The organism is Marinobacter sp. AL4B, from assembly GCF_019916045.1.
GTDB lineage: Bacteria > Pseudomonadota > Gammaproteobacteria > Pseudomonadales > Oleiphilaceae > Marinobacter.
On record NZ_JAILWZ010000013.1, the window covers coordinates 502,949 to 522,056 of the forward strand.

The 19,108-nt window shown below is 55.2% G+C and carries 17 protein-coding genes; 9 read left to right on the forward strand and 8 right to left on the reverse strand.

Annotation, left to right across the window (positions count from 1 at the left end; genetic code table 11):
- Positions 1–32 precede the first annotated feature (32 nt).
- Complete coding sequence (locus K5L82_RS12675) at positions 33–650, reverse strand: glutathione S-transferase family protein (RefSeq protein WP_133007245.1); 618 nt, start codon at positions 648–650, stop codon at positions 33–35.
- Positions 651–668: 18 nt separating this feature from the next.
- Positions 669–1,646: an META domain-containing protein gene (locus tag K5L82_RS12680; protein WP_223134392.1), complete on the reverse strand. Its 978-nt coding sequence runs from the start codon at positions 1,644–1,646 to the stop codon at positions 669–671.
- A gap of 173 nt (positions 1,647–1,819) precedes the next feature.
- Here K5L82_RS12680 and K5L82_RS12685 point away from each other — a divergent pair, with 173 nt between their 5' ends.
- The 6 genes from K5L82_RS12685 (at position 1,820) to modC (ending at position 7,050) form a co-directional block, all read left to right on the forward strand.
- Positions 1,820–2,557 (forward strand): glutathione S-transferase family protein, encoded by a 738-nt coding sequence (locus K5L82_RS12685; RefSeq protein ID WP_223134393.1) that lies wholly within the window; start codon positions 1,820–1,822, stop codon positions 2,555–2,557.
- Positions 2,558–2,665: 108 nt separating this feature from the next.
- Positions 2,666–3,640: a sterol desaturase family protein gene (locus K5L82_RS12690; protein ID WP_223134394.1), complete on the forward strand. Its 975-nt coding sequence runs from the start codon at positions 2,666–2,668 to the stop codon at positions 3,638–3,640.
- Positions 3,606–4,538 carry an alpha/beta hydrolase gene (locus K5L82_RS12695; protein WP_223134395.1) on the forward strand — a complete coding sequence of 311 codons (933 nt, stop codon included), beginning with the start codon at positions 3,606–3,608 and terminating at the stop codon, positions 4,536–4,538. Before K5L82_RS12690 ends, K5L82_RS12695 begins: the two co-directional genes overlap by 35 nt.
- Positions 4,472–5,278, forward strand: coding sequence for a molybdate ABC transporter substrate-binding protein (modA, locus tag K5L82_RS12700; RefSeq protein ID WP_223134396.1), 807 nt, complete (start codon positions 4,472–4,474; stop codon positions 5,276–5,278). The genes K5L82_RS12695 and modA overlap by 67 nt, the downstream gene beginning before the upstream one ends.
- 15 nt (positions 5,279–5,293) lie before the next feature.
- Positions 5,294–5,971, forward strand: coding sequence for a molybdate ABC transporter permease subunit (gene modB / locus K5L82_RS12705; protein WP_223134397.1), 678 nt, complete (start codon positions 5,294–5,296; stop codon positions 5,969–5,971).
- Complete coding sequence (modC, locus tag K5L82_RS12710; protein WP_133007239.1) at positions 5,968–7,050, forward strand: molybdenum ABC transporter ATP-binding protein; 1,083 nt, start codon at positions 5,968–5,970, stop codon at positions 7,048–7,050. Before modB ends, modC begins: the two co-directional genes overlap by 4 nt.
- A gap of 57 nt (positions 7,051–7,107) precedes the next feature.
- Here the strand turns inward: modC and crp are convergent, their stop codons facing one another.
- Positions 7,108–7,749: a cAMP-activated global transcriptional regulator CRP gene (gene crp / locus K5L82_RS12715; RefSeq protein WP_114335439.1), complete on the reverse strand. Its 642-nt coding sequence runs from the start codon at positions 7,747–7,749 to the stop codon at positions 7,108–7,110.
- 207 nt (positions 7,750–7,956) lie between these two features.
- Between crp and K5L82_RS12720 the strand changes: the two genes are divergently transcribed.
- Complete coding sequence (locus tag K5L82_RS12720) at positions 7,957–8,379, forward strand: OsmC family protein (protein ID WP_133007238.1); 423 nt, start codon at positions 7,957–7,959, stop codon at positions 8,377–8,379.
- 232 nt (positions 8,380–8,611) lie between these two features.
- Positions 8,612–9,403: an adenosylmethionine decarboxylase gene (speD, locus tag K5L82_RS12725; RefSeq protein WP_133007237.1), complete on the forward strand. Its 792-nt coding sequence runs from the start codon at positions 8,612–8,614 to the stop codon at positions 9,401–9,403.
- Between the two features lie 33 nt (positions 9,404–9,436).
- Here the strand turns inward: speD and K5L82_RS12730 are convergent, their stop codons facing one another.
- Both K5L82_RS12730 and K5L82_RS12735 read right to left on the reverse strand, forming a co-directional pair.
- Positions 9,437–10,303: a phosphoribulokinase gene (locus K5L82_RS12730; protein WP_223134398.1), complete on the reverse strand. Its 867-nt coding sequence runs from the start codon at positions 10,301–10,303 to the stop codon at positions 9,437–9,439.
- Positions 10,304–10,323: 20 nt separating this feature from the next.
- On the reverse strand, positions 10,324–14,058 hold the full coding sequence (locus tag K5L82_RS12735; protein WP_223134399.1) for a DUF1631 family protein: 3,735 nt from the start codon (positions 14,056–14,058) through the stop codon (positions 10,324–10,326).
- Positions 14,059–14,247: 189 nt separating this feature from the next.
- On the opposite strand from K5L82_RS12735, the gene K5L82_RS12740 reads away from it, so the two are divergent.
- Positions 14,248–15,318 (forward strand): aminopeptidase, encoded by a 1,071-nt coding sequence (locus K5L82_RS12740; protein WP_223134400.1) that lies wholly within the window; start codon positions 14,248–14,250, stop codon positions 15,316–15,318.
- On the opposite strand, the gene argA is transcribed toward K5L82_RS12740, so the two are convergent.
- Genes argA through K5L82_RS12755 form a run of 3 tightly spaced genes read right to left on the reverse strand, consistent with a single transcriptional unit; the run spans position 15,292 to position 19,086 of the window.
- Complete coding sequence (argA, locus tag K5L82_RS12745; protein WP_133007233.1) at positions 15,292–16,599, reverse strand: amino-acid N-acetyltransferase; 1,308 nt, start codon at positions 16,597–16,599, stop codon at positions 15,292–15,294. The two genes, K5L82_RS12740 and argA, sit on opposite strands and share 27 nt — an antisense overlap.
- Before the next feature lie 52 nt (positions 16,600–16,651).
- Positions 16,652–17,821: an acetylornithine deacetylase gene (gene argE, locus K5L82_RS12750; RefSeq protein WP_223134401.1), complete on the reverse strand. Its 1,170-nt coding sequence runs from the start codon at positions 17,819–17,821 to the stop codon at positions 16,652–16,654.
- 20 nt (positions 17,822–17,841) lie between these two features.
- A complete protein-coding gene (locus K5L82_RS12755) occupies positions 17,842–19,086 on the reverse strand; it encodes an acetylornithine deacetylase (protein WP_223134402.1) in 1,245 nt (414 codons plus the stop codon).
- Positions 19,087–19,108 lie beyond the last annotated feature (22 nt).

A 19,108-nucleotide genomic window follows, 5' to 3' on the forward strand; every position in this document is an offset into this window, starting at 1 on the left:
TCCTGATAAAAACGGATGCAGTCGATTATGGCTTATGCCTGAGCCGAGGGCCGCGCTTTGATGCGATCGTACCAGGCCTGCAGGTTAGTTTGCTCCGGCTTGGGGCGAATGTTCACTACTCGCGCAAAGGCCAACGTGGTGAAGGCGTTGATGTCGGCTGCGGTAAATTTGTCGCAGCAAACGTACTCTTTGCCTTCAAGGTGCTTGTCCAGGAAGTGCATGAACTTTTCCACACCCTGCCCGCACTCTTCACCCCATTCCTTGATGGGGTTCATGCGATCTTTGAAATACCCGGTGGTGTGCTGGAAACACATGCCGGTGGGCATAAAGAAGTAGAAGTCGATCCAGCGCAGCCATTGCTCGATCTGGGCTTTTTCCAATGCATTATCACCCAGCAGCTTCGGTGCGTCGGGGTAATTCTCTTCAAAGAAACGGCAAATAGCCATGGTTTCTGCCAAACATGTACCGTCGTCCAACTCCATCACCGGGACTTTTTTCATCGGGTTCCGGGCTTTGAATTCCGGTGTCAGGTTTTCACCCTTTTCGATGTCTACTTGCACGAACTCAGCCTTATCCAGCAGGCCTTTCTCCGCCATAAAGATGCGGACTCGGCGCGGGTTCGGGGCACTTTTTGCTTCGAAGATTTTCATTTTGTTGTTACCTTCAGTTTAGGGGTTTTCGATATCGGATTTGAAGGCCTTGATGGTGTCACCGGACTGCGTTTTCAGCAACAATTCTCCGTGACGACCAATATGGCCGGAAACCACTTCAGACATCAGTGTCAGGAACTTGCGCTCCTGGTTCATCAACGAATCGTGGCAAGCCATCATGGTGCTGCCCATCTGGCCGAACGTCAGGTTTTCACCGGTCAGAGCATAGCTGCCCATGTAGCGGTTACAAGAAGCGCGGCCACTGATACGGTTTTCATCATGGAAACGGATCGTCATCATGGAACGATCAATGATGCCGTCGCCGGCCAGATCATCCACTACCCACTCTGCGCCCTGGAACAGCCGCTCACGATCACCGCCACACCCTTCAAACGTATTGCCATCCACCGTCAGGCGCACTTGCGCCGGATACTGGGCGCCAGACATGGGGTTCTCGCACAGCTGATGAGCCACTGACACTTCGATTTTGCGTTCATCGACTTTGCCTTCATAAACGCGCCCGTGACGGTTAGCAACGGTCTCACGCAGCCATACGCCCTCCAACACCTCACCATCGTAGGGCAGAGTCAGGTCCACTTGGTTGTTTTCGATTTCAGCCAACCAGTTCGGCTCTGTGCCCATAGCCTTAAACGAAGATTCGATTGCACCCGGCTCAAGGCACTCAGGCAAGGCATCGCCTTTCAGAGTGAGAGTGGCACGCTCACCTTTGGCCCAGAATCGAGTCTGGGTGTCTCCCGGCGCTACGTAAAGAGCGCCTTCATCGGTCGGAGACGGTTTCAGCAACACACGTCGGTTCAGGTATTCGATGCCAAGAAGCCCGCTTTCGTCCACTCCGGTTACTTTCAAATCTAGCTGGCCACATTGGTATACCCCGTAGTCTGACAAACTTTTCACTTCGGGTTTGGTGGCACAGGCTGAGACGGCTAGACCTGCTGCAATGACAGCAGAAACAGACAGGGCGCGACGCAACAACATAAAGACATCCTCTGGCATGACAGACTGTAGCAAGCTAGTTTAGTGATTCCTGCCGGTTTTCACCATGACCATCCTGTCAGTTGGCTGGCCAAACTCGGCGGTTGCCTTTCCTAGCATGGGAATTAGCTGACAGTACGGGTAATCTTGGCCAAACATTTCACGGAAGCGTTCACATGGCCATTAAACTCTATCAGTTTTGCATTTCACACTACGCCGAAAAGATACGCTGGGCGCTGGATTACAAAGGCATCAGCTATCAAACGGTGAATTTGCTGCCCGGCCAGCACGTTAAAACCATCAAACAATTGACCAAAGCCGAGTCGTCGGTGCCGGTACTGGACCACAACGGGCACATTATTCAAGGCTCTTCAGCTATTTTGGACTACCTGGATGAAACCTTTCCCGAACGCCCCCTGACGCCCGAATCACCGGAAGCGCGGGCAGACGTGCTGGCTTGGGAGAAGAAACTGGATGACCTGGCCGGCTCGGCCATTCGAACCTGGGTTTACCATTATTTCCTGCAACGCCCGAAGGTGGTGATTCCGCTTCTGGCCGCTGGCACCCCGTTCTACAACAAGATCATGCTGAGCCTCGCCTTCAGCCGGGTTGATGACATCATGCGCAAGTGGATGAAGATCAACCAGACCACGGCAGACGCTTCTCAGCAAACGCTCGAAACGGTGCTCACCGAACTCGCCGAAGTGTATAGCCAACAGCCTTACCTCGTCGGAGACCAGTTCTCTCGTGCGGATCTGACCGCGGGCGCTTTGCTGGCTCCGCTGTTCCAGCCCGAGCAGTACCCGGTGCCTTGGCCCAAGCCCGCGAAAATTCCGAAACCCGTTCAGACCGTGCTAGAGGAATGGAAGGACATCGTCGCGCCCGTTGCGGAGATGTACCGCAACAACCGCTAACCAGACAGGCTGTCGCAAAGCGCTACTCACAATGGCGCTATAAGACATCTGAAAAAACCGAGCACGTGCCATGATACAAGCTGAATAATAACCAACATGGCTTTTGTTATGGCTCTGATCGATATGATGCACTCGGTGCTTGAGAACAGCGGACTGCTCGCGCTTTGGGAGACGCTGGCCCCCTGGTTGGCATTGGATGAGCGACAGCTGATTTTTGTGGTCGCCACACCGGTCTTCATTGCCGTGGCAGTTTGGGAATATCTGAAAATCCGCCACAACCCGAAGCTGATGGATGTGCCCGAGGCGATCCGCAATTTCATGCTAGGTGCGGGTTATCAAACCACTGAGCTGCTGTTTGCCGGGATGATTGCCTTTCCGGTGTATGCTCTGTGTTACCACTACCGCCTGTTCGACATCGAACTGAATGCTTTTACAGCGGTGCTGACCTTCATTGGTGTGGATTTCTGCTATTACTGGATGCACCGTTCCAGCCATCGAATTCGCTGGTTCTGGGCCGCCCATGTGGTACACCATTCCTCCGAACGCCTGAACTTTTCTACTGCCATGCGCCAGAGCGCGACCAATATCTTTAACGGTAACTGGGCGTTTTACCTACCCATGGCCTTGCTGGGCTTCAATCCGGTGTGGATTGGAGTAGCCTACGCGCTGTCGCTGGTGTACCAATTCTTCATTCACACCACGCTGATCCACCGCCTGCCGGCAGCCGTGGAATATGTGTTCAATACCCCCAGTCACCACCGCGCCCACCACGGGCGAAACAAACGGTACATCGACCGTAACTACGGCGGGGTGTTGATCATTTGGGATCGCCTGTTTAACAGCTTCGTGCCCGAAAGTGACGATCTGCCGCCGACTTACGGCATTCCCCGCCAAGTATATTCAAACAACCTGCTGGTACTGTGGACTCACGAATATGTGGATATGTTCCGCGACATGGGCAAACCCGGCAGTCTAAGCTCTCGTTTAAAACATTTGTGGAAACCGCCGGAGTGGCAACGCCCGGTTGCACAGGAACCGGTTAAGAATTATGAACCAGCACACTCTGAACCTGACCGCCGCTGACGGCTACCAGCTTACCGGTACTCTGTTTCAGCCCGAATTGCCCCTTGCCTGTCTGGTGATCAGCCACGGTATGGCCGAGCACGGCAACCGTTATGCCGAGCTTGCGCAGTGGCTGAGCAAACATCAGATTGCCGTGATCAGCTATCACCATCGGGGCCACGGCCCCGATTGCACCCCGGACAGCCTCGGCCACTATGCCGACAATGAGGGCTGGGCCAAGGTAATTAGCGATCTGGGCCTCGTTGTTGGCCACGCTAAAAGCATTTTCCCTGAGCTGCCCCTGAGTGTTCTGGGCCACAGCATGGGCTCGTTCATCGCCCAAAGTTATGCACAGCAGCATGGGGGCTCTATTGATGCGCTGATACTGAGCGCATCCAACCGCATCAACAAAGCAGAATTGATTCCTTCACGCTCACTTATCGGGCTGATCAAGCGGGTTCGCGGCAAACGCCACCAAAGCAAACTGATTGCCAACCTGACCTTTGGGAAATTCAATCGCATGTTCCGGCCCAACCGAACCGAATGCGACTGGCTAAGCCGGGATGAACAGCAAGTGGATCAATATCTGGCTGACCCGTTGTGCGGATTCGAATGCAGCACCGGGCTGTGGCATGATTTCCTCGGCGGCATGCTCACCATCGACCCGGCATTCTGGCGCAAAGATCTACCCGTACATCTGTTTTCCGGCAGCAACGACCCGGTCGGTGAAATGGGCAAGGGTATCCGCCTGCATTTTCAAGCCATTCGCGACTCCGGCATTCAGAAAGTGACTTTCCGGCTTTTTGACGGCGGCCGCCACGAGATGCTCAACGAACTCAACGCCGAGGATGTATGGCAACACCTGCTGCAGTGTATTCCGACCGTTCAAACCGCATGCGCCGAGCCTTTGTCGGCCTGATCACGGCCTGCCTGTTTCTGCCCGCCGGGCAGGCCCGGGCCGAACAAACTACGGTTGCCGTGGCCGCGAACTTTACCGGCACCATGGCGAAGTTGATCACACTCTTCGAGCAGCAAACCGGGCATCAAGTGCACGCCAGCTATGGATCCACTGGCAAGCTGTATGCGCAAATCCAGCACGGCGCGCCCTACGATGTATTTATGGCTGCCGATGCTGAGCGCCCTCGCTTGCTGGCCGACAAAGACTTGGCCGTAGTCAGTTCGCAGATTCCTTATGCCGAGGGCCGGCTGGTGCTTTGGAGCCGCGACCCGGATCTGTTTCGGGATGGCCAGCAATACCTGAACAGCCAGCCTCAGCGTCTGGCGATCGGCAATCCCAAAACCGCCCCCTATGGCATCGCCGCAATCGAGGTTTTGGAGAGTCTCGGGCTGGCCGAGTCACTCACACCAAAACTGGTCAGCGGCGACTCCATCGCGCAAACCTTCCAGTTTATCGCCACTGGCAATGCTCGTGCCGGCTTCGTGGCTCAAGCTCAAGTGCGTGCCTACAAAGGAGCCGAAGGCGTTGCCTGGCAGGTCCCCAAAACACTGCACAACCCGATCAGTCAGCATGTAATTTTGCTTAATCGGGGCCACCAAAACCCTGCAGCCCATGCCTGGATGGCATTTCTAAATGGCTCAAAAGCACAGGCGATCATCCGCGAAGACGGGTACGATATCCCGCTACAGTCCACTCACTGAACCGGCGGAGATTTCATGGGCCCGGAATGGCAGGCCGTTTGGCTAACATTGAAACTGGCGGGCATCACCACGGTGTTGCTGCTGTTAATCGGCACTCCTATTGCGTGGTGGCTGGCCCGCACTCAACACTGGCTTCGCCAACCCATTGCCGCGATTGTGGCGCTGCCGCTGGTGTTACCGCCGACCGTACTGGGCTTTTATTTGCTGATTGTGATGGGCCCCGATGGAGCCATTGGCCAGTTGACCGAAAGCCTTGGCTTGGGGCTATTGCCTTTTACCTTTGAAGGTTTGGTGGTGGCATCGGTGATCTACTCCCTACCTTTTACCGTGCAACCCTTACAAAATGCCTTTCTGAGCTTGAACGAGAACCTGCTGGAAGCTGCCGCCACGCTGCGCGCCTCGGCTTGGGATCGCTTTCTATCCATCGCCATCCCGTTAGCGCGCCCGGGCTTTCTGACCGCCGCGGTGCTGAGTTTCGCCCATACCATTGGTGAATTCGGCGTTATTTTGATGATTGGCGGCAGCATTCCCGGTGAAACCAAGGTGTTATCGGTGGCCATTTTCGATCACGTGGAAGCACTGGAATACACGCAGGCGCATTGGCTCTCTGCCGGCATGCTGGTGTTTTCTTTTGTCGTACTCGTCACCCTGTATACCCTGAACGGGCGTCTCCAGCCGGGAGTGGTTCGATGAGCCATCCGGACACTATTCAGGCCCGATTTCAGTGCCACTTCGATAAGTTCGCCATGGATGTTGACCTCAACCTGCCTGGCTCCGGCATTACCGCCATTTTTGGTCATTCCGGATGCGGCAAGACCACCCTGTTGCGATGCATTGCCGGCTTACAGGCCGCCCAAGGACAGCTTTCGGTTTTGGGCGAGCCTTGGCAAACCGCCAGCAACAGTTGGCCGGTGCATCGTCGGCCTTTGGCTTATGTATTTCAAGACACCAGCCTGTTTCCGCATTTGTCGGTTCGCAAAAACCTGCTGTACGGCTACCGACGGGTGCCGGCCGAACAACGCAAGATTAGCCCGGAGCAAGTCTATGACTGGCTCGGCCTGTCGCCGCTGCTGAAGCGCATGCCCGCAGGACTTTCTGGCGGTGAACGCCAGCGCGTGGCCATCGGACGAGCTCTCCTGACCAGTCCCCGTTTGCTATTAATGGACGAGCCGCTGTCGGCGCTGGACCAGCAAAGTAAACTGGACATTTTGCCGTACCTCGAGCGCATGCGAGACACGCTCGAGATCCCGGTGCTTTACGTTTCCCATTCCACCGCCGAAGTGGCGCGGCTGGCCGATCACATTGTGATGATGGAACACGGGCGTGTGGTTGCCCACGGACCGCTTCAGGAAACCTTGGCGCGAACGGATCACCCGTTCCGGCTGGAAGAAGACGCTGGCGTGATTCTCAATGGAGAAATAGCGGAAGTGGATGACCGCTGGCAATTGTGCCGAGTGGTGTTCGATGGCGGTGAGCTTTGGCTGCGTCATCACGATCACCTCCACGCTGGCATGTCGGTGCGTGTTCAGGTGTTAGCTCGGGACGTCAGTATTGCTTTGCAGGAACAGCGGAACCAAAGTATTCAGAACCTGCTGCCGGCAACGGTCGATCACATTGCCCGGGAGGTCATGCCGGGCACCAGTCTGGTTCGTCTGTTGGCAGGGGATACTCCGTTTTTAGCGCGGTTGACCTCCCGCTCGGTACACCAGCTTCGGCTTTCTCCCGGGCTGGCCGTGTGGCTGCAGATCAAATCGGTCGCTTTGGCAGACTAGCGCCCATAAAAAAACCGCTGCGAGGCAGCGGTTTTTTCTAAGCTCTACAGATGCCCATTAACGGGTGCCGTAGACCACCATGGTTTTCCCTTTCACCTGCACCAGACCTTGCTCTTCCAGCGTTTTCAGTACTCGGCCCACCATCTCGCGGGAGCAACCGACAATGCGGCCGATTTCCTGACGAGTGATCTTAATCTGCATGCCGTCTGGGTGAGTCATGGCATCGGGCTCTTTGCACAAATCCAACAGCGTGCGCGCTACCCGACCGGTCACGTCCAGGAACGCCAGGTCACCCACTTTACGGGTGGTTTGGCGCAAGCGAGAGGCCATCTGCTCACCAATGAAATACAGAACCCGGGGATCTTGCTGGGCGATTTCACGGAATTTGGTGTAGCTTATTTCAGCCACCTCGCATTCGGTTTTGGCTTTGACCCAAGCACTGCGCGAATCCATGTTGTCGAACAGCCCCATCTCACCGAAAAAATCGCCGGTGTTCAGGTAGGCCATAATCATTTCGCGGCCATCGTCGTCTTCAATAATGACGGTTACCGACCCTTTTACGATGTAGAAGAGGGAGTCACTTTTGTCGCCCGCATAAATAATGGTGCTTTTGGCTGGGTAACGCCGGCGATGGCATTGGGAAAGAAAGTAATCCAGATGTTTGGTTTTCTGCTCAACCGGCTTGATGATAGTAGCCATAATGCGAGATGTGCCTCCTCAGCGTATTGCCGATCCTGATCTTTGTTATATCCCTGCATTTCCCTGCAGGTTACGGGATTATCTATTTATCCACGCAACTTATAACAAGATGGTTGCTCAGGGGCAACTGGCATGCAAAGGCGTGGATTTCTGAAAGTCTGTGCTAGCATCCCTTCTCATTACCGATTCAACATGGGAGAAGAACAAATGAAAGCAACGGTAGACTGGACCGGCAATGTTAGTTTCAAAGCCACCAGCGGCACCGGCCACAGCGTACAAATGGACGGGCCACCCGACCTCGGCGGGCAGAATCTTGGGCCGCGCCCCATGGAAATGTTGCTCATGGGTGTCGGCGGTTGTTCTTCGTTTGACGTCATGTCCATTTTGCAAAAAAGCCGACAAAACGTGACAGCCTGCCATGCCGAACTGGAAGCAGAGCGGGCCGATGCCGTGCCAGCGATTTTCACCAAAATTCATCTGCATTTCGTTGTGACCGGTCACAACTTGAAAGAAAAGCAGGTAGAACGAGCGGTTAGCTTGTCTGCCGACAAGTATTGCTCGGCCTCTATTATGCTGGGCGCAGCCGGTGTGGAGATCACCCACAGCTTCGAAATTCGAGCGGCGGAATAAGTTCGTAAAGCCCCGCGAACCGTAGCTTTTCGGGGCGTATTCAGGTGCTTAAAAAAAGTCCTTGCAAACACTATTCATCGACATAAGCCGTATGCATAATACGCACCTTTCTCCGCCGGTCTGCGCAAAAGGTGAACAACATGTTTGCCTGGTCAGTAGTCGGTGGCGGCCTCGGTAGGGGGACTAACCTCACCCTGTCACCATTCATCTCCAATCACCGGAGGGGCTGAGCATGGAATCAAAACTCCAGTTGCACGGTTTTAACAATCTGACCAAATCACTAAGCTTCAACATCTACGACATCTGTTACGCGCAGACCAACGAGCAACGTGAAGCATACATCGATTACATCGACGAGATGTATAACGCCGAGCGTTTGACTCAGATCCTGACTGACGTTGTGAAAATCATTGGCGCGAACGTTCTTAATATTGCCCGTCAAGATTACGAGCCCCACGGTGCGTCGGTCACCATGCTGATTGCCGAGCACGACGTAGACGACTGCGAAGAGAATTACGACGAATCGCCCGGCCCATTGCCCGATACCATTGTGGCGCACCTGGACAAAAGCCACGTGACGGTTCACACCTATCCGGAAAGCCACCCTCACGACGGCGTGAGCACCTTCCGTGCTGATATCGATGTGTCTACCTGTGGTTTGATTTCACCGCTGAAGGTGTTGAACTACCTGATTCACAGCTTCGATTCTGACGTGGTCACCGTCGATTACCGGGTGCGTGGTTTTACCCGCGACATCGATGGCACCAAGCACTACATCGACCACGACATCAATTCGATTCAGAACTACCTCACGGAAGACACCCAGAACGCCTATCAGATGATCGACGTGAACGTGTATCAGGAGAATCTGTTCCACACGAAGATGATGTTGAAAGAGTTCAACCTAGATAATTACGTGTTTGGCACCAACGCAGAAGAGCTCGATCCTGCCGAAGCCAAGTCCATCGAAGACCGGCTACGCCGGGAGATGCTGGAAATTTTCTATTCCCGCAACGTGGAATAATTACTTTGAGAGGCAGCTATTCTCAGCTGCCTCTCAGGCAAACGCCTTGCCGGCCATTAGCCTCTGAACCATGGGGCGCACAATCAAATCCATAGCCAGTGGCATTTTCGTTCCCGGGATCACCAAGGTGTCGTGCCGGGACAAACGGCTTTGGGGAATCGCCTGCAGCAACCAGCTGAAGTCCACATCCGTGACTTCACGAAAGTGAATCACGATCATGCTTTCATCTTCACTCGGCACTTCTCGAGCGATGAACGGGTTGGATGTATCCACCAACGGTACACGCTGAAAGTTGATATGGGTGTGAGAGAATTGCGGCACGATGTCTTTTACGTAGTCATCCATACGGTTAATGATGGTTTCCACAACGGCTTCGGGACTGTATCCGCGTTTGTTGGTATCCCGGTTGATCTTCTGAATCCATTCCAGGTTTACGATGGGCACGACGCCGATCAACAAATCCACATACTGGACCAGGTTGAAGTTTTCGCTCACCACTCCGCCGTGCAATCCTTCGTAAAACAGCACATCGGTGTCCGCCGGCAATGAACTCCAAGGCGTAAAGGTGCCGGGCTTATGGCCGGCTGTAATCAGCTCGTGATCTTCATCGTGGACGTACTGGCGGCATCGACCATTGCCCGTGTGACTGTAGTCGTACATTAGGGCTTCAAGCCGGTCGATGTGGTTGGCAGCAAGGGCGAAATGGTTGCGCTCACCAAACTGGCCTTTCGCCGCCAGGCGCGCCATCTGCTCACGGGTATAACGGTGAAAGCTGTCACCACTGACCATCGCGGCCTTGATGTCTTCTCGGGCAAACAATCGCGCAAAAATCTGACCAGTGGTACTGGTGCCGGCACCGGAGGAGCCGGTCACCGCAATAATCGGGTGGCGCTTAGACATAAAAGCAGAATTCCTGAGGGTCAGATCAAGCTGGTTAGTAATTTAGGCTTTTCGATAACAAAGCCCTGAGCATAGTCCACGCCCAACTGCGCCAGCTTATCCAGAACCTCACGAGTTTCAACCTGAGTGGCCACAACTTCCCGATCCATAAAATGCGCCATATCAACCATTGATTTGACCATGGCCTGGTCAGTGGCGTTGGTAGCCAGCTGATGAGTAAAGGCACTGTCGATTTTGATCAGGTCGATCGGCAGCGAGCGCATGAAGTCATAAGCGTTCGGACCGGTCCCAAAGTTACCCAGACAGAAGCGGCACCCAAGTTCTTTCATTTCTCCGATAAACCGGGCAACGGCCGGCACGTCGTGGATGGCCGAGGCTTCGGTTAACTCAAACCACAAGCGTTCGATGGGGGCGTCTTTTTCACTGAGCTTTTCGTAAATAAATTCCAGCAGGGCCTGATCATTCAACGAATGGCCAGACAAATTAATACAGATACCGCCAACCTCTCGGGCACCGGGCTTTTTTTCCTGCAGCCAATCCAGCATATGACCCACAACCCAACGGTCTACCGCCTGCATTCGGTCATAGCGTTCTGCCATACGCACGAGGTCGCGGCCGGTCACTAACTCGCCGTTATCATCGTACATACTGATCAGGATTTCATACTGGGCGACCGACATCCGGGCCTCCGGATGCAGCGGAATGATCTTCTGGCACCGCAGTAACATTCGATCATCGGCAGGATCCCCAAGATTCGCAACACGGGCCGCTATCTGATCCTGTCGCGCCTGATCTTCGCCACCGTCACTGTAAACAGACACACGCCCTGCGCCGCCGCGACGGGCGACCGACAGTACCTGTTCGGATGTTCTCAGCCAGCGTTCGGCTGAGGTCACCGCAGCGACCGTCGGCACGATGCCAACATTGGCGGTTAATTCATAGGTTTTGCCATCAAAACGGAATTCCGCCGCCTCGATAGCGCTAACCAGCGATTGGGCTACTGCGCTCGCCTTGTCATCCGGCACCAGCATCGCGAATTCTGTGCCCTCAACCCGCGACACGGGCATGCCCTCATCTGCGTGTTTACACAGTATGTCGGCCACCTGTTTCAGGGTTTCATCGGCGGCTTTCTGGCCCGCCACATCGTTCAGCAGCCGGAAGCCTTTCAGGTCCAGATGCAGCAGCGTGCGGGTGTCTTCACCTCGCGTGAGTTGATGCTCTAACAATCGTTCGAATTCACGACGGTTCAACAGATGCGTCAAATCATCGTGGGTCGAGACCCAAGACAGTTGGTCGTATACATTCCGCACCATGCGATCAATACTTTCATCGACCAACGGCTTTTCGTACTGGCTGTCCAGAATGAGGACACCTTCCCGCATTTTCCGCGCCAGTGAGGTGGCGTCCAATTCGACCACACGCATACCCTGATGATTCACAAACACAAAGCGCGAGAAGTTATCTGCAACCCAAACCAGCCGGATGTAATGCAGGTCATCCGATTTACTTTGATCTTTAAACCAGTCTCCGACTTGCAATTGCTGGGCGCGATTGACCCAACGCTGAAGACTTATCATTTCTCGCTCGCCCGCGTCCGACTTGGCAGGTTTATCAGACTGAGCCTTCGGCACTTCAACCAACTCAAGAGGCTCGCCTGGCTGCCGAACCATCAGCTGTTTTAGCTCATCCCGTATCTGGGAAGACGGTGTACGGTTGCTGGAAATGGATGCCAAACCGTCCTGAATCAAGCGCAGAAGTTCCGGCAAATTACTGCTGTTGCCGGGGCTTTCAGCATAGGCCATTAACGAATCAATCACGGCCAGATAATCCTGCCACAGCTGCCCCTCTTCGCCCTGCCGTATCCAGGTCAGAGACAAGAGATCGCGCCACCCACTTTCCAACAGGCTGACAACCGCTTTGGGCACCTTGCGGCCGCCCAGTTTTGCATCCAGTGCGGCGGCCACTGCGGCTTTGGATTCGGCTACCTTCTGGGAACCCTGAGCGGCTGCCGTTACACGCTCTACGTTGCGACGGTAGGCGAGGTTTTGTCGTTCGATCAAGCTGTCGAGTTCCTCGACAGCTTCGTCAAAAATCACCGTATCCTTATCAAAGTCGGTCGCGATGCGTTGCACCAACTCATCGACCTTGCGTTGCACCACAGGATTGGGACGAGCGCCTTTTGCACCAATCTGTGCCAGTCGGTTCATCACACTGCGGACAGGGCTGGCCTGATCCTCAAAAAAGCTGGGATCACGCATCACCACTTTCAGCACCGGCACCTGCAATTGACGCATCTTGTCTTGAGCAAAACGGCTGAGTTTGGGGCTTTCGGTCACACTGCGGAAAAACCGATCCACCACATCCAGTGCGTCTTGGCTGTCTTCGTTCAAGCGCGCATTTTCAATGCTGCCTTTCACTTTTGCCACAACGCGTTCCTTAAGCGGAACATCGGGCTCGTTCAGATCAGCTGCCTGTATCTGCAGCTCTTGCAGTTCTTGGCTCAGCTCAGTGCTGGTCAGTGGCCGGGCATCGGGTTCAAACGATTCTGATGCTGGCACGTCGTCTGCAGAGCGGCTCCGCTTCAGGGATGACAACAGGTTTCGAACCGTTGCAAAGGCATTCTGCGCAGATTTGGAATACCCCCGGAACTCACCTGAGGCCTTCGACTCGATTTTGTCTTCTGGCCGGACTGGCGAGGGCTCTATCGCCTCATCCTCACGCGCGGGTTTAGGCTCCGGAGTTTTGGAGGTAACCCCCTCCGCGGCTTGTTCACTGAGGTATTTCGTTAAATCGAGGTCAGGCAATACACCGTGCCTGATAAGGATGTTATTCAGCTCACGGTAAAGCGGGGCTAACTGGCGAATCACCGTTTGCTCAAAAACTTTCAAACACACTTTTTCCACATCGCGACTCACCTTCAGCTGCACCAAAGCATGATGAAAGGCTTCGCAGACCAGCGCCGGCCCCAGTGGATTGTGATGGCCAGTCCGATTGGAGATACCCAAATGATCCAGCCGCAGCTTGAGTTCAAGCAGATCGCCCCGGTACAAGGTGTCCGCCCGGGTGACCATGACCTTAACCGCCAGCCAATCTTCGAATTCGTCTTTATCAACAACCGACAATAGCGCCCCCGGAGCGCCTTTTTGCTCCGGTTTTAAGGGCGACTCCAGGCTGCGGGCCATGTGGTGCCACAAGATGCGCTGACGACCTTCGATTTGCCCCGCCGCATCCATGTATTCATTCGCCAGCTGATCGCTTGACGCTTTCTGAGCCGCCGCTTTTAATCCGTCGACAGTGTTTACAAAACAGGCACCCATCAACGGTTCAATGAACTGGGTAATGGCACGGGCACATTGATGCAGTACAAACTGAACCCTATCGCTGGGCGCTTGCAGTGAAGATCGGCTTTGGTTGTCGCCACTGCCACACAGCCGTATTAGCGCCTCGATGGCCTCTGGGTTTGATCGGACAAAGGAAACCCCCATGGCACGTTCGATTCGTCGTGCAGGGCGAACGTGCAGCTCATGGTGAACGTTGCTGTCCAAGCCGCGAAAGCGCACAACAACTTCTTCCGGCTCCGACCGCTCAAACACACTCCCGAGTTTGAGAGAGGTCTGGCCCGAAAAACGGATGTAGAGGCCTTCGGCGCAAAAGTCTGCGATTTGGCAGGGTAATGACTCTCCGCTACCCACATCGATTTGGGCGGCGAGTTTAATTGGCTGTCGGGGGCTACTGCGACGTTCTCTCGGATCCATCAATAATTGACCAGTTGTTAAGCCGGTTCCGTCAGCGGGAACTAGATACCCGGACCATGTCCCTGTTCAGGTGGAACGTACCACCCACGAAAAATCGGTTAAAGTGGTTGAAGAAATAGCCTACAACCCTGCTCGCACAATGACAAAATATCGAATGCGAGCGTTCACTTCACCATAGCATGATGATTCATGAAACAGCTTAGTCAGGTCTATCTCATATTGCTACTGTTAGCGGCACTTCCGGGCTGCTCATCAATGCGTTATTACACTCAAGCTATTTCCGGCCATGTCTCGTTAATGATGCGCAGCGAGCCGGTAGAGAATGTTTTACAGCACTCCGACACCCCACCGGAATTGTCTAGGGCTTTGTCGTCGGCCCAGTCGGCACGCACCTTTGCAGAGCAAACACTCAGGCTTCCCGTTGACGGTGCGTTTTCCAGTTTTGTGGCGCTCGAGCATCCTTGGGTTGTGGTCAATCTGGTGGCAGCGCCCGAGTTTTCCCTAACGCCAAAACAGTGGTGCTATCCCTTTGTCGGGTGCCAGGCTTACCGGGGTTATTTCGATCTGGCCATGGCCAAAGAAGCCCAGAGACACTTCACCAACCAAGGGTACGATACCTTTATCGGCGCGGTCACGGCCTACTCCACGCTTGGCTGGTTTGATGACCTGCTGCACACCGGATTCACCCACCTTTCCGAAGACCGGATGATTGCCCTGATGTTTCATGAACTGGCGCATAGAGTGGTCTATCTGAATGGAGATACAGCGTTCAATGAGAGTTTTGCCACCGCAGTCGAGCTGGAGGGGTTGCGCTTGTGGCTAGAGCGCGAGGGCTCGCCTGAGGCCTTCGAACGTGCCCTGCTGCGATTGGAGCACCGCAATCGCACGCTGGAATTGGTTGGTGACACCAGCGAGACGTTACGCCGCCTGTATGCACAGCAGAACGAACTGGACCGCATTCAACTCAGGCAACGTAAACAGAAAACGCTGGATGATCTGGCAAGCCAGTACGAAGCTTTGGCGGCCCGCTACCCGGAGCCCGGCCCCTTAGGCTCTGCACCGGTGCAGCTGAACAACGCCAAGCTGGCGCTGTTTCAGCAATACAATCAGCATGTCCCGGCCTTCAGGCAGTTACTGAAAGAATCTGACTTCGATTTCGAGCGGTTTTACGAGACGGTTTCCCGGCTGTCAGACCAACCGGAAACCGAGCGCAAGGACACTCTCAACGCGCTGTCAGAGCGGTTTCACGAACACTTTTGATTTGCGTAGAGGATTGTACGCTGCCAGTTTGGGACCTGGCAGGTTTTCAACCACTGTTGGCTCGAACCCTCGCTCCCTAAACCAGTGCTCGGTTTGAGTGGTCAGCACAAACAACTTCTCAATGCCCTGCCCCCGTGCCTGCTTTTCGATCATCATCAGGATGTCGTCACCGCGCCCGGCGCGACGGTAGGATGGGTCCACGGCGAAACAGGACAGTTCACCGGCCGCTTCTTCGGGATAGTGATACAGGGCCGCACAGCCGACCACGGTGCCGTCCCGCTCTGCGACCACAAAGCGGTCAACTTCGGTTTCCAACATCTCACGGGAGCGCCGCACCAATATGCCCTGCTCTTCCAACGGCTGAATCAATTCCAGAATACCGCCGATGTCCTCTACCCGGGCCGGCCGAATTTGCTCGTAATGGTCTCCGCTGACCAGAGTGCCGGAGCCATCCCGTGTGAACAGCTCTTCCAGCAACGCGCCGTCTTCAGAGTAGCTGATGATGTGAGCACGGCGCACACCTTTCACGCAGGCATCGCAGGCCGCTTTCAAAAGAACCGCGTCATGACCGGTCACATTATTGGCGTTCAGCCGCTCTGTTGCCTGATGGGCACCCAATTCCCGAATCAGCGAGCCATCCTCGTCCAGCAGGCCTTCGTCGTCGATAAAAACAATCAGCTTCTCGGCCTTCAAGGCTGCCGCCACTTGGCTGCCTACGTTTTCGTAGGACAAATTGAAAGCATCACCCGTCGGCGAATACCCCATGGGTGGCAACAGGACTATATGACCCTGTTCAAGCAATCTCTCGATACCTAGGGTATCAATCCGGCGTACCCTGCCGGTATACCCGAAATCGATGCCATCCAGCACACCCACCGGCTTCGCAGTGACGTAGTTGCCGCTGCTGACACGGATTCTGGCGTTGTGCATGGGAGAGTTAACCAACCCCATCGACAACTGGCTTTCCATGTAGGCGCGCAAACCACCAATGGCTTCCATGACCAACGGCAGGTGATCATCCGGTGTCACCCGCAGGCCTCGCTCGAAGGTGGTTTCCAGACCGGCGTCTTCCAAGCGCGACTGAATTTGCGGACGGCCACCAAACGCCACAACCAAGCGCACCCCCAAGCTGCTGAGCAACGCAATGTCATGGATGATGTTGATGAAGTTCCGATGCTCAATAGCATCTCCGGGCATGGTCAACACCACGGTACGGCCTCGGTGGGCATTGATGTACGGAGATGAGTGGCGAAAGCCATGCAGCCAGTCGTTTGATTTCAATCCGGTCTCCCTTTTGAATCCTTTGTGGCCGATTATATTGGCCCGCTTTCTGTTACAAACAATACTGCTTTATCAGCCCGCTCAGAACCTCAATGGTCGGCTGCAATTGCGACAATTCCAGAAACTCATCCGGCTGGTGCGCCTGATCAATCGAGCCCGGCCCCATCACCAGGGTTTCCAGACCCAGTTTTTGCAGCCAGGGCGCCTCTGTGGCGAAGGCAACGGCGTGCGCTTTATGACCAGTCAGGGCTTCGCAGGCTTTCACCAAACCGGCATCCGCCGGGGTTTCAAAAGGCGGTACGCCATCGAACAACGGCTCAAACGTCAAGCTGAGCTGGCGGCGCTCGGCCAATGGATGAATACGGCTCAGAATGGCTTGGCGCAGGGTTTCCATGTTCATGCCCGGCAGCGGGCGCAGATCAAAGTGCAACTCACATTGGGCGCAAATTCGGTTTGGATTGTCGCCCCCGTGGATACAGCCCAAATTCAGGGTGGGCACCTGTACCGCAAAGTTCGGGTTTTGATATTTCTGCTGCCACTCGGACCGCAACGTCAGCAGTTCCGTCATGGCTTCGTGCATGCCTTCCAAGGCATTGCGGCCGAGATCCGGATTGGACGAATGGCCCGACTGCCCTTGGAATTTCAGCCGCTCCATCATGATGCCTTTGTGCATCCGCACTGGCCGGAGACCGGTCGGTTCGCCTATCACCGCATAGCGCGCCTTGGGCTTACCCGCTTCGGCCAACGCCCGGGCACCGTTCATCGAGCTTTCTTCGTCTGCGGTCGCCAGAATAATCAACGGCTGCTGCAACGGCTGGTCAATAAAGCGTTTGGCGGCTTCAATGGCCAGTGCGAAGAAGCCTTTCATATCGCAGGTGCCCAAACCGTACCAGCGGCCACCTTTCTCGGTCAGGGTAAAGGGGTCCGTCTGCCAGCGCTCATCATCGAACGGCACGGTATCGGTATGGCCAGACAACACTAAGCCACCCGAGCCACTGCCCAAGGTGGCGATCAGGTTGTATTTCCCGGGCATGCCCGGAACTTCAAGAATTTCTATGGCGAAGCCCAGCGCTTCCAGCCACTCGGCCAGCGTTCGCACGACGGCTTCGTTGCTGTGATCCCAATCCGGCGATGCACTGCTGATGGAAGGCAGGGATATCAGCCGTGCCATCATGTCGTGAACGCCCGGCACCCGGTTTTTCGTATCCGTACTTTGAACCATGCCCGCCTCCCGGCTTTAGATCAGTTTGCCCGGCCCCTCCGCCAGACTTCGAAGCGCGCAACCGCGCGAATCAACATAGGGTACGCCACTTCGCCGCCGGCAATCATGCGGGCCACTTCCAACTCCCGCTCACCGACACTCTCCAGCCTGCCCTCAACGGATTTACCGTTCGAAAGCGTGACTCGTACAGTTTGCCCCTGCCACATACTGGCGTTTTCCACAGGCTCTGCAAACCATTGAGGCCGGCTTGATGTTTCAGGGTGAGTGACCGGCTCATAGGCTTCGGGAGCCACTTCCGGCTCCGTAGGCTGCATTCGGGTCAAATACACATCTGGTACCTGCACACCGTTATATTTCACCTGCCAAGCAACTCTTGGACTTTCTTCGGTTCGGTCTGGCACTCCGAACGTTTCACTGCCAAAGTTGACGCTGAATTGAAGCTCTCCGCCTTCTGTCAGCCACTGACGATACAATGCAATCAGCTGCCCGCTCCCTTGATAGCCTCGCGCTTCCATCCCTCGCGCAAGGGCGTTAGCGGCCTTCACGCTCCACTCGTTGACGGTCAGGCCGGTTTCCCGGGCGCAATACGCTGAAATGCGTCGCATCAACCCACCGTCTCGCAAGGTTGCCTCGGCCGACTGTTCCTGACCGGTTAGGTCGATGCCCGTTCGGGAGACGTGCAAACGCGCACCTGGCCAGTTCAACTCGAGACTTCCTACCGCCGAGGTATGCAGTTCAACCGTTAAACCGTCGCGGCGTTGTGTCAGCCGAAAATTGCCGCCAATCGAATCAATACCCATACGTTTCAGGTCACCGCTGCCCAAATGCTGTCTGGGGTCGGGCGCACAAGCTAACGCAATCAGCGGGGCGCTCACCGAAGATTCGTCAACATCTTCGGTCACCCAGTTGCGGAACATAGTGGGCTCCAGGAGCATACGGGCCTGCTCGATGACTAAGGTCCAGTCGCCGGATACAGCTTCGGGATTCGCTAATCCGGTCACCAATTCAATCGGTGACTGCGCATCCAGCTCCACCAATCCCATGGTCAAAGGCTGGGTCAACCGGAAGTCGAGCCAACTTGCGCCTTTCAACAGCAGGCGCCCGTCCAGAGCTGAGCTAATTTGCCCCCGTTCGAGAACGCCCACACTCGACAATTCGGTGCGCGCTTCCGCCAGCCGTTGGTTCGCCAACCACCAGACACTGGCTTTGTAGCCGGCAAAAGCGACCAAACTGAATACAACAAGAAAAGACAGTAGACGCTTCATCCAATGGCTCCGGGTCAGACAA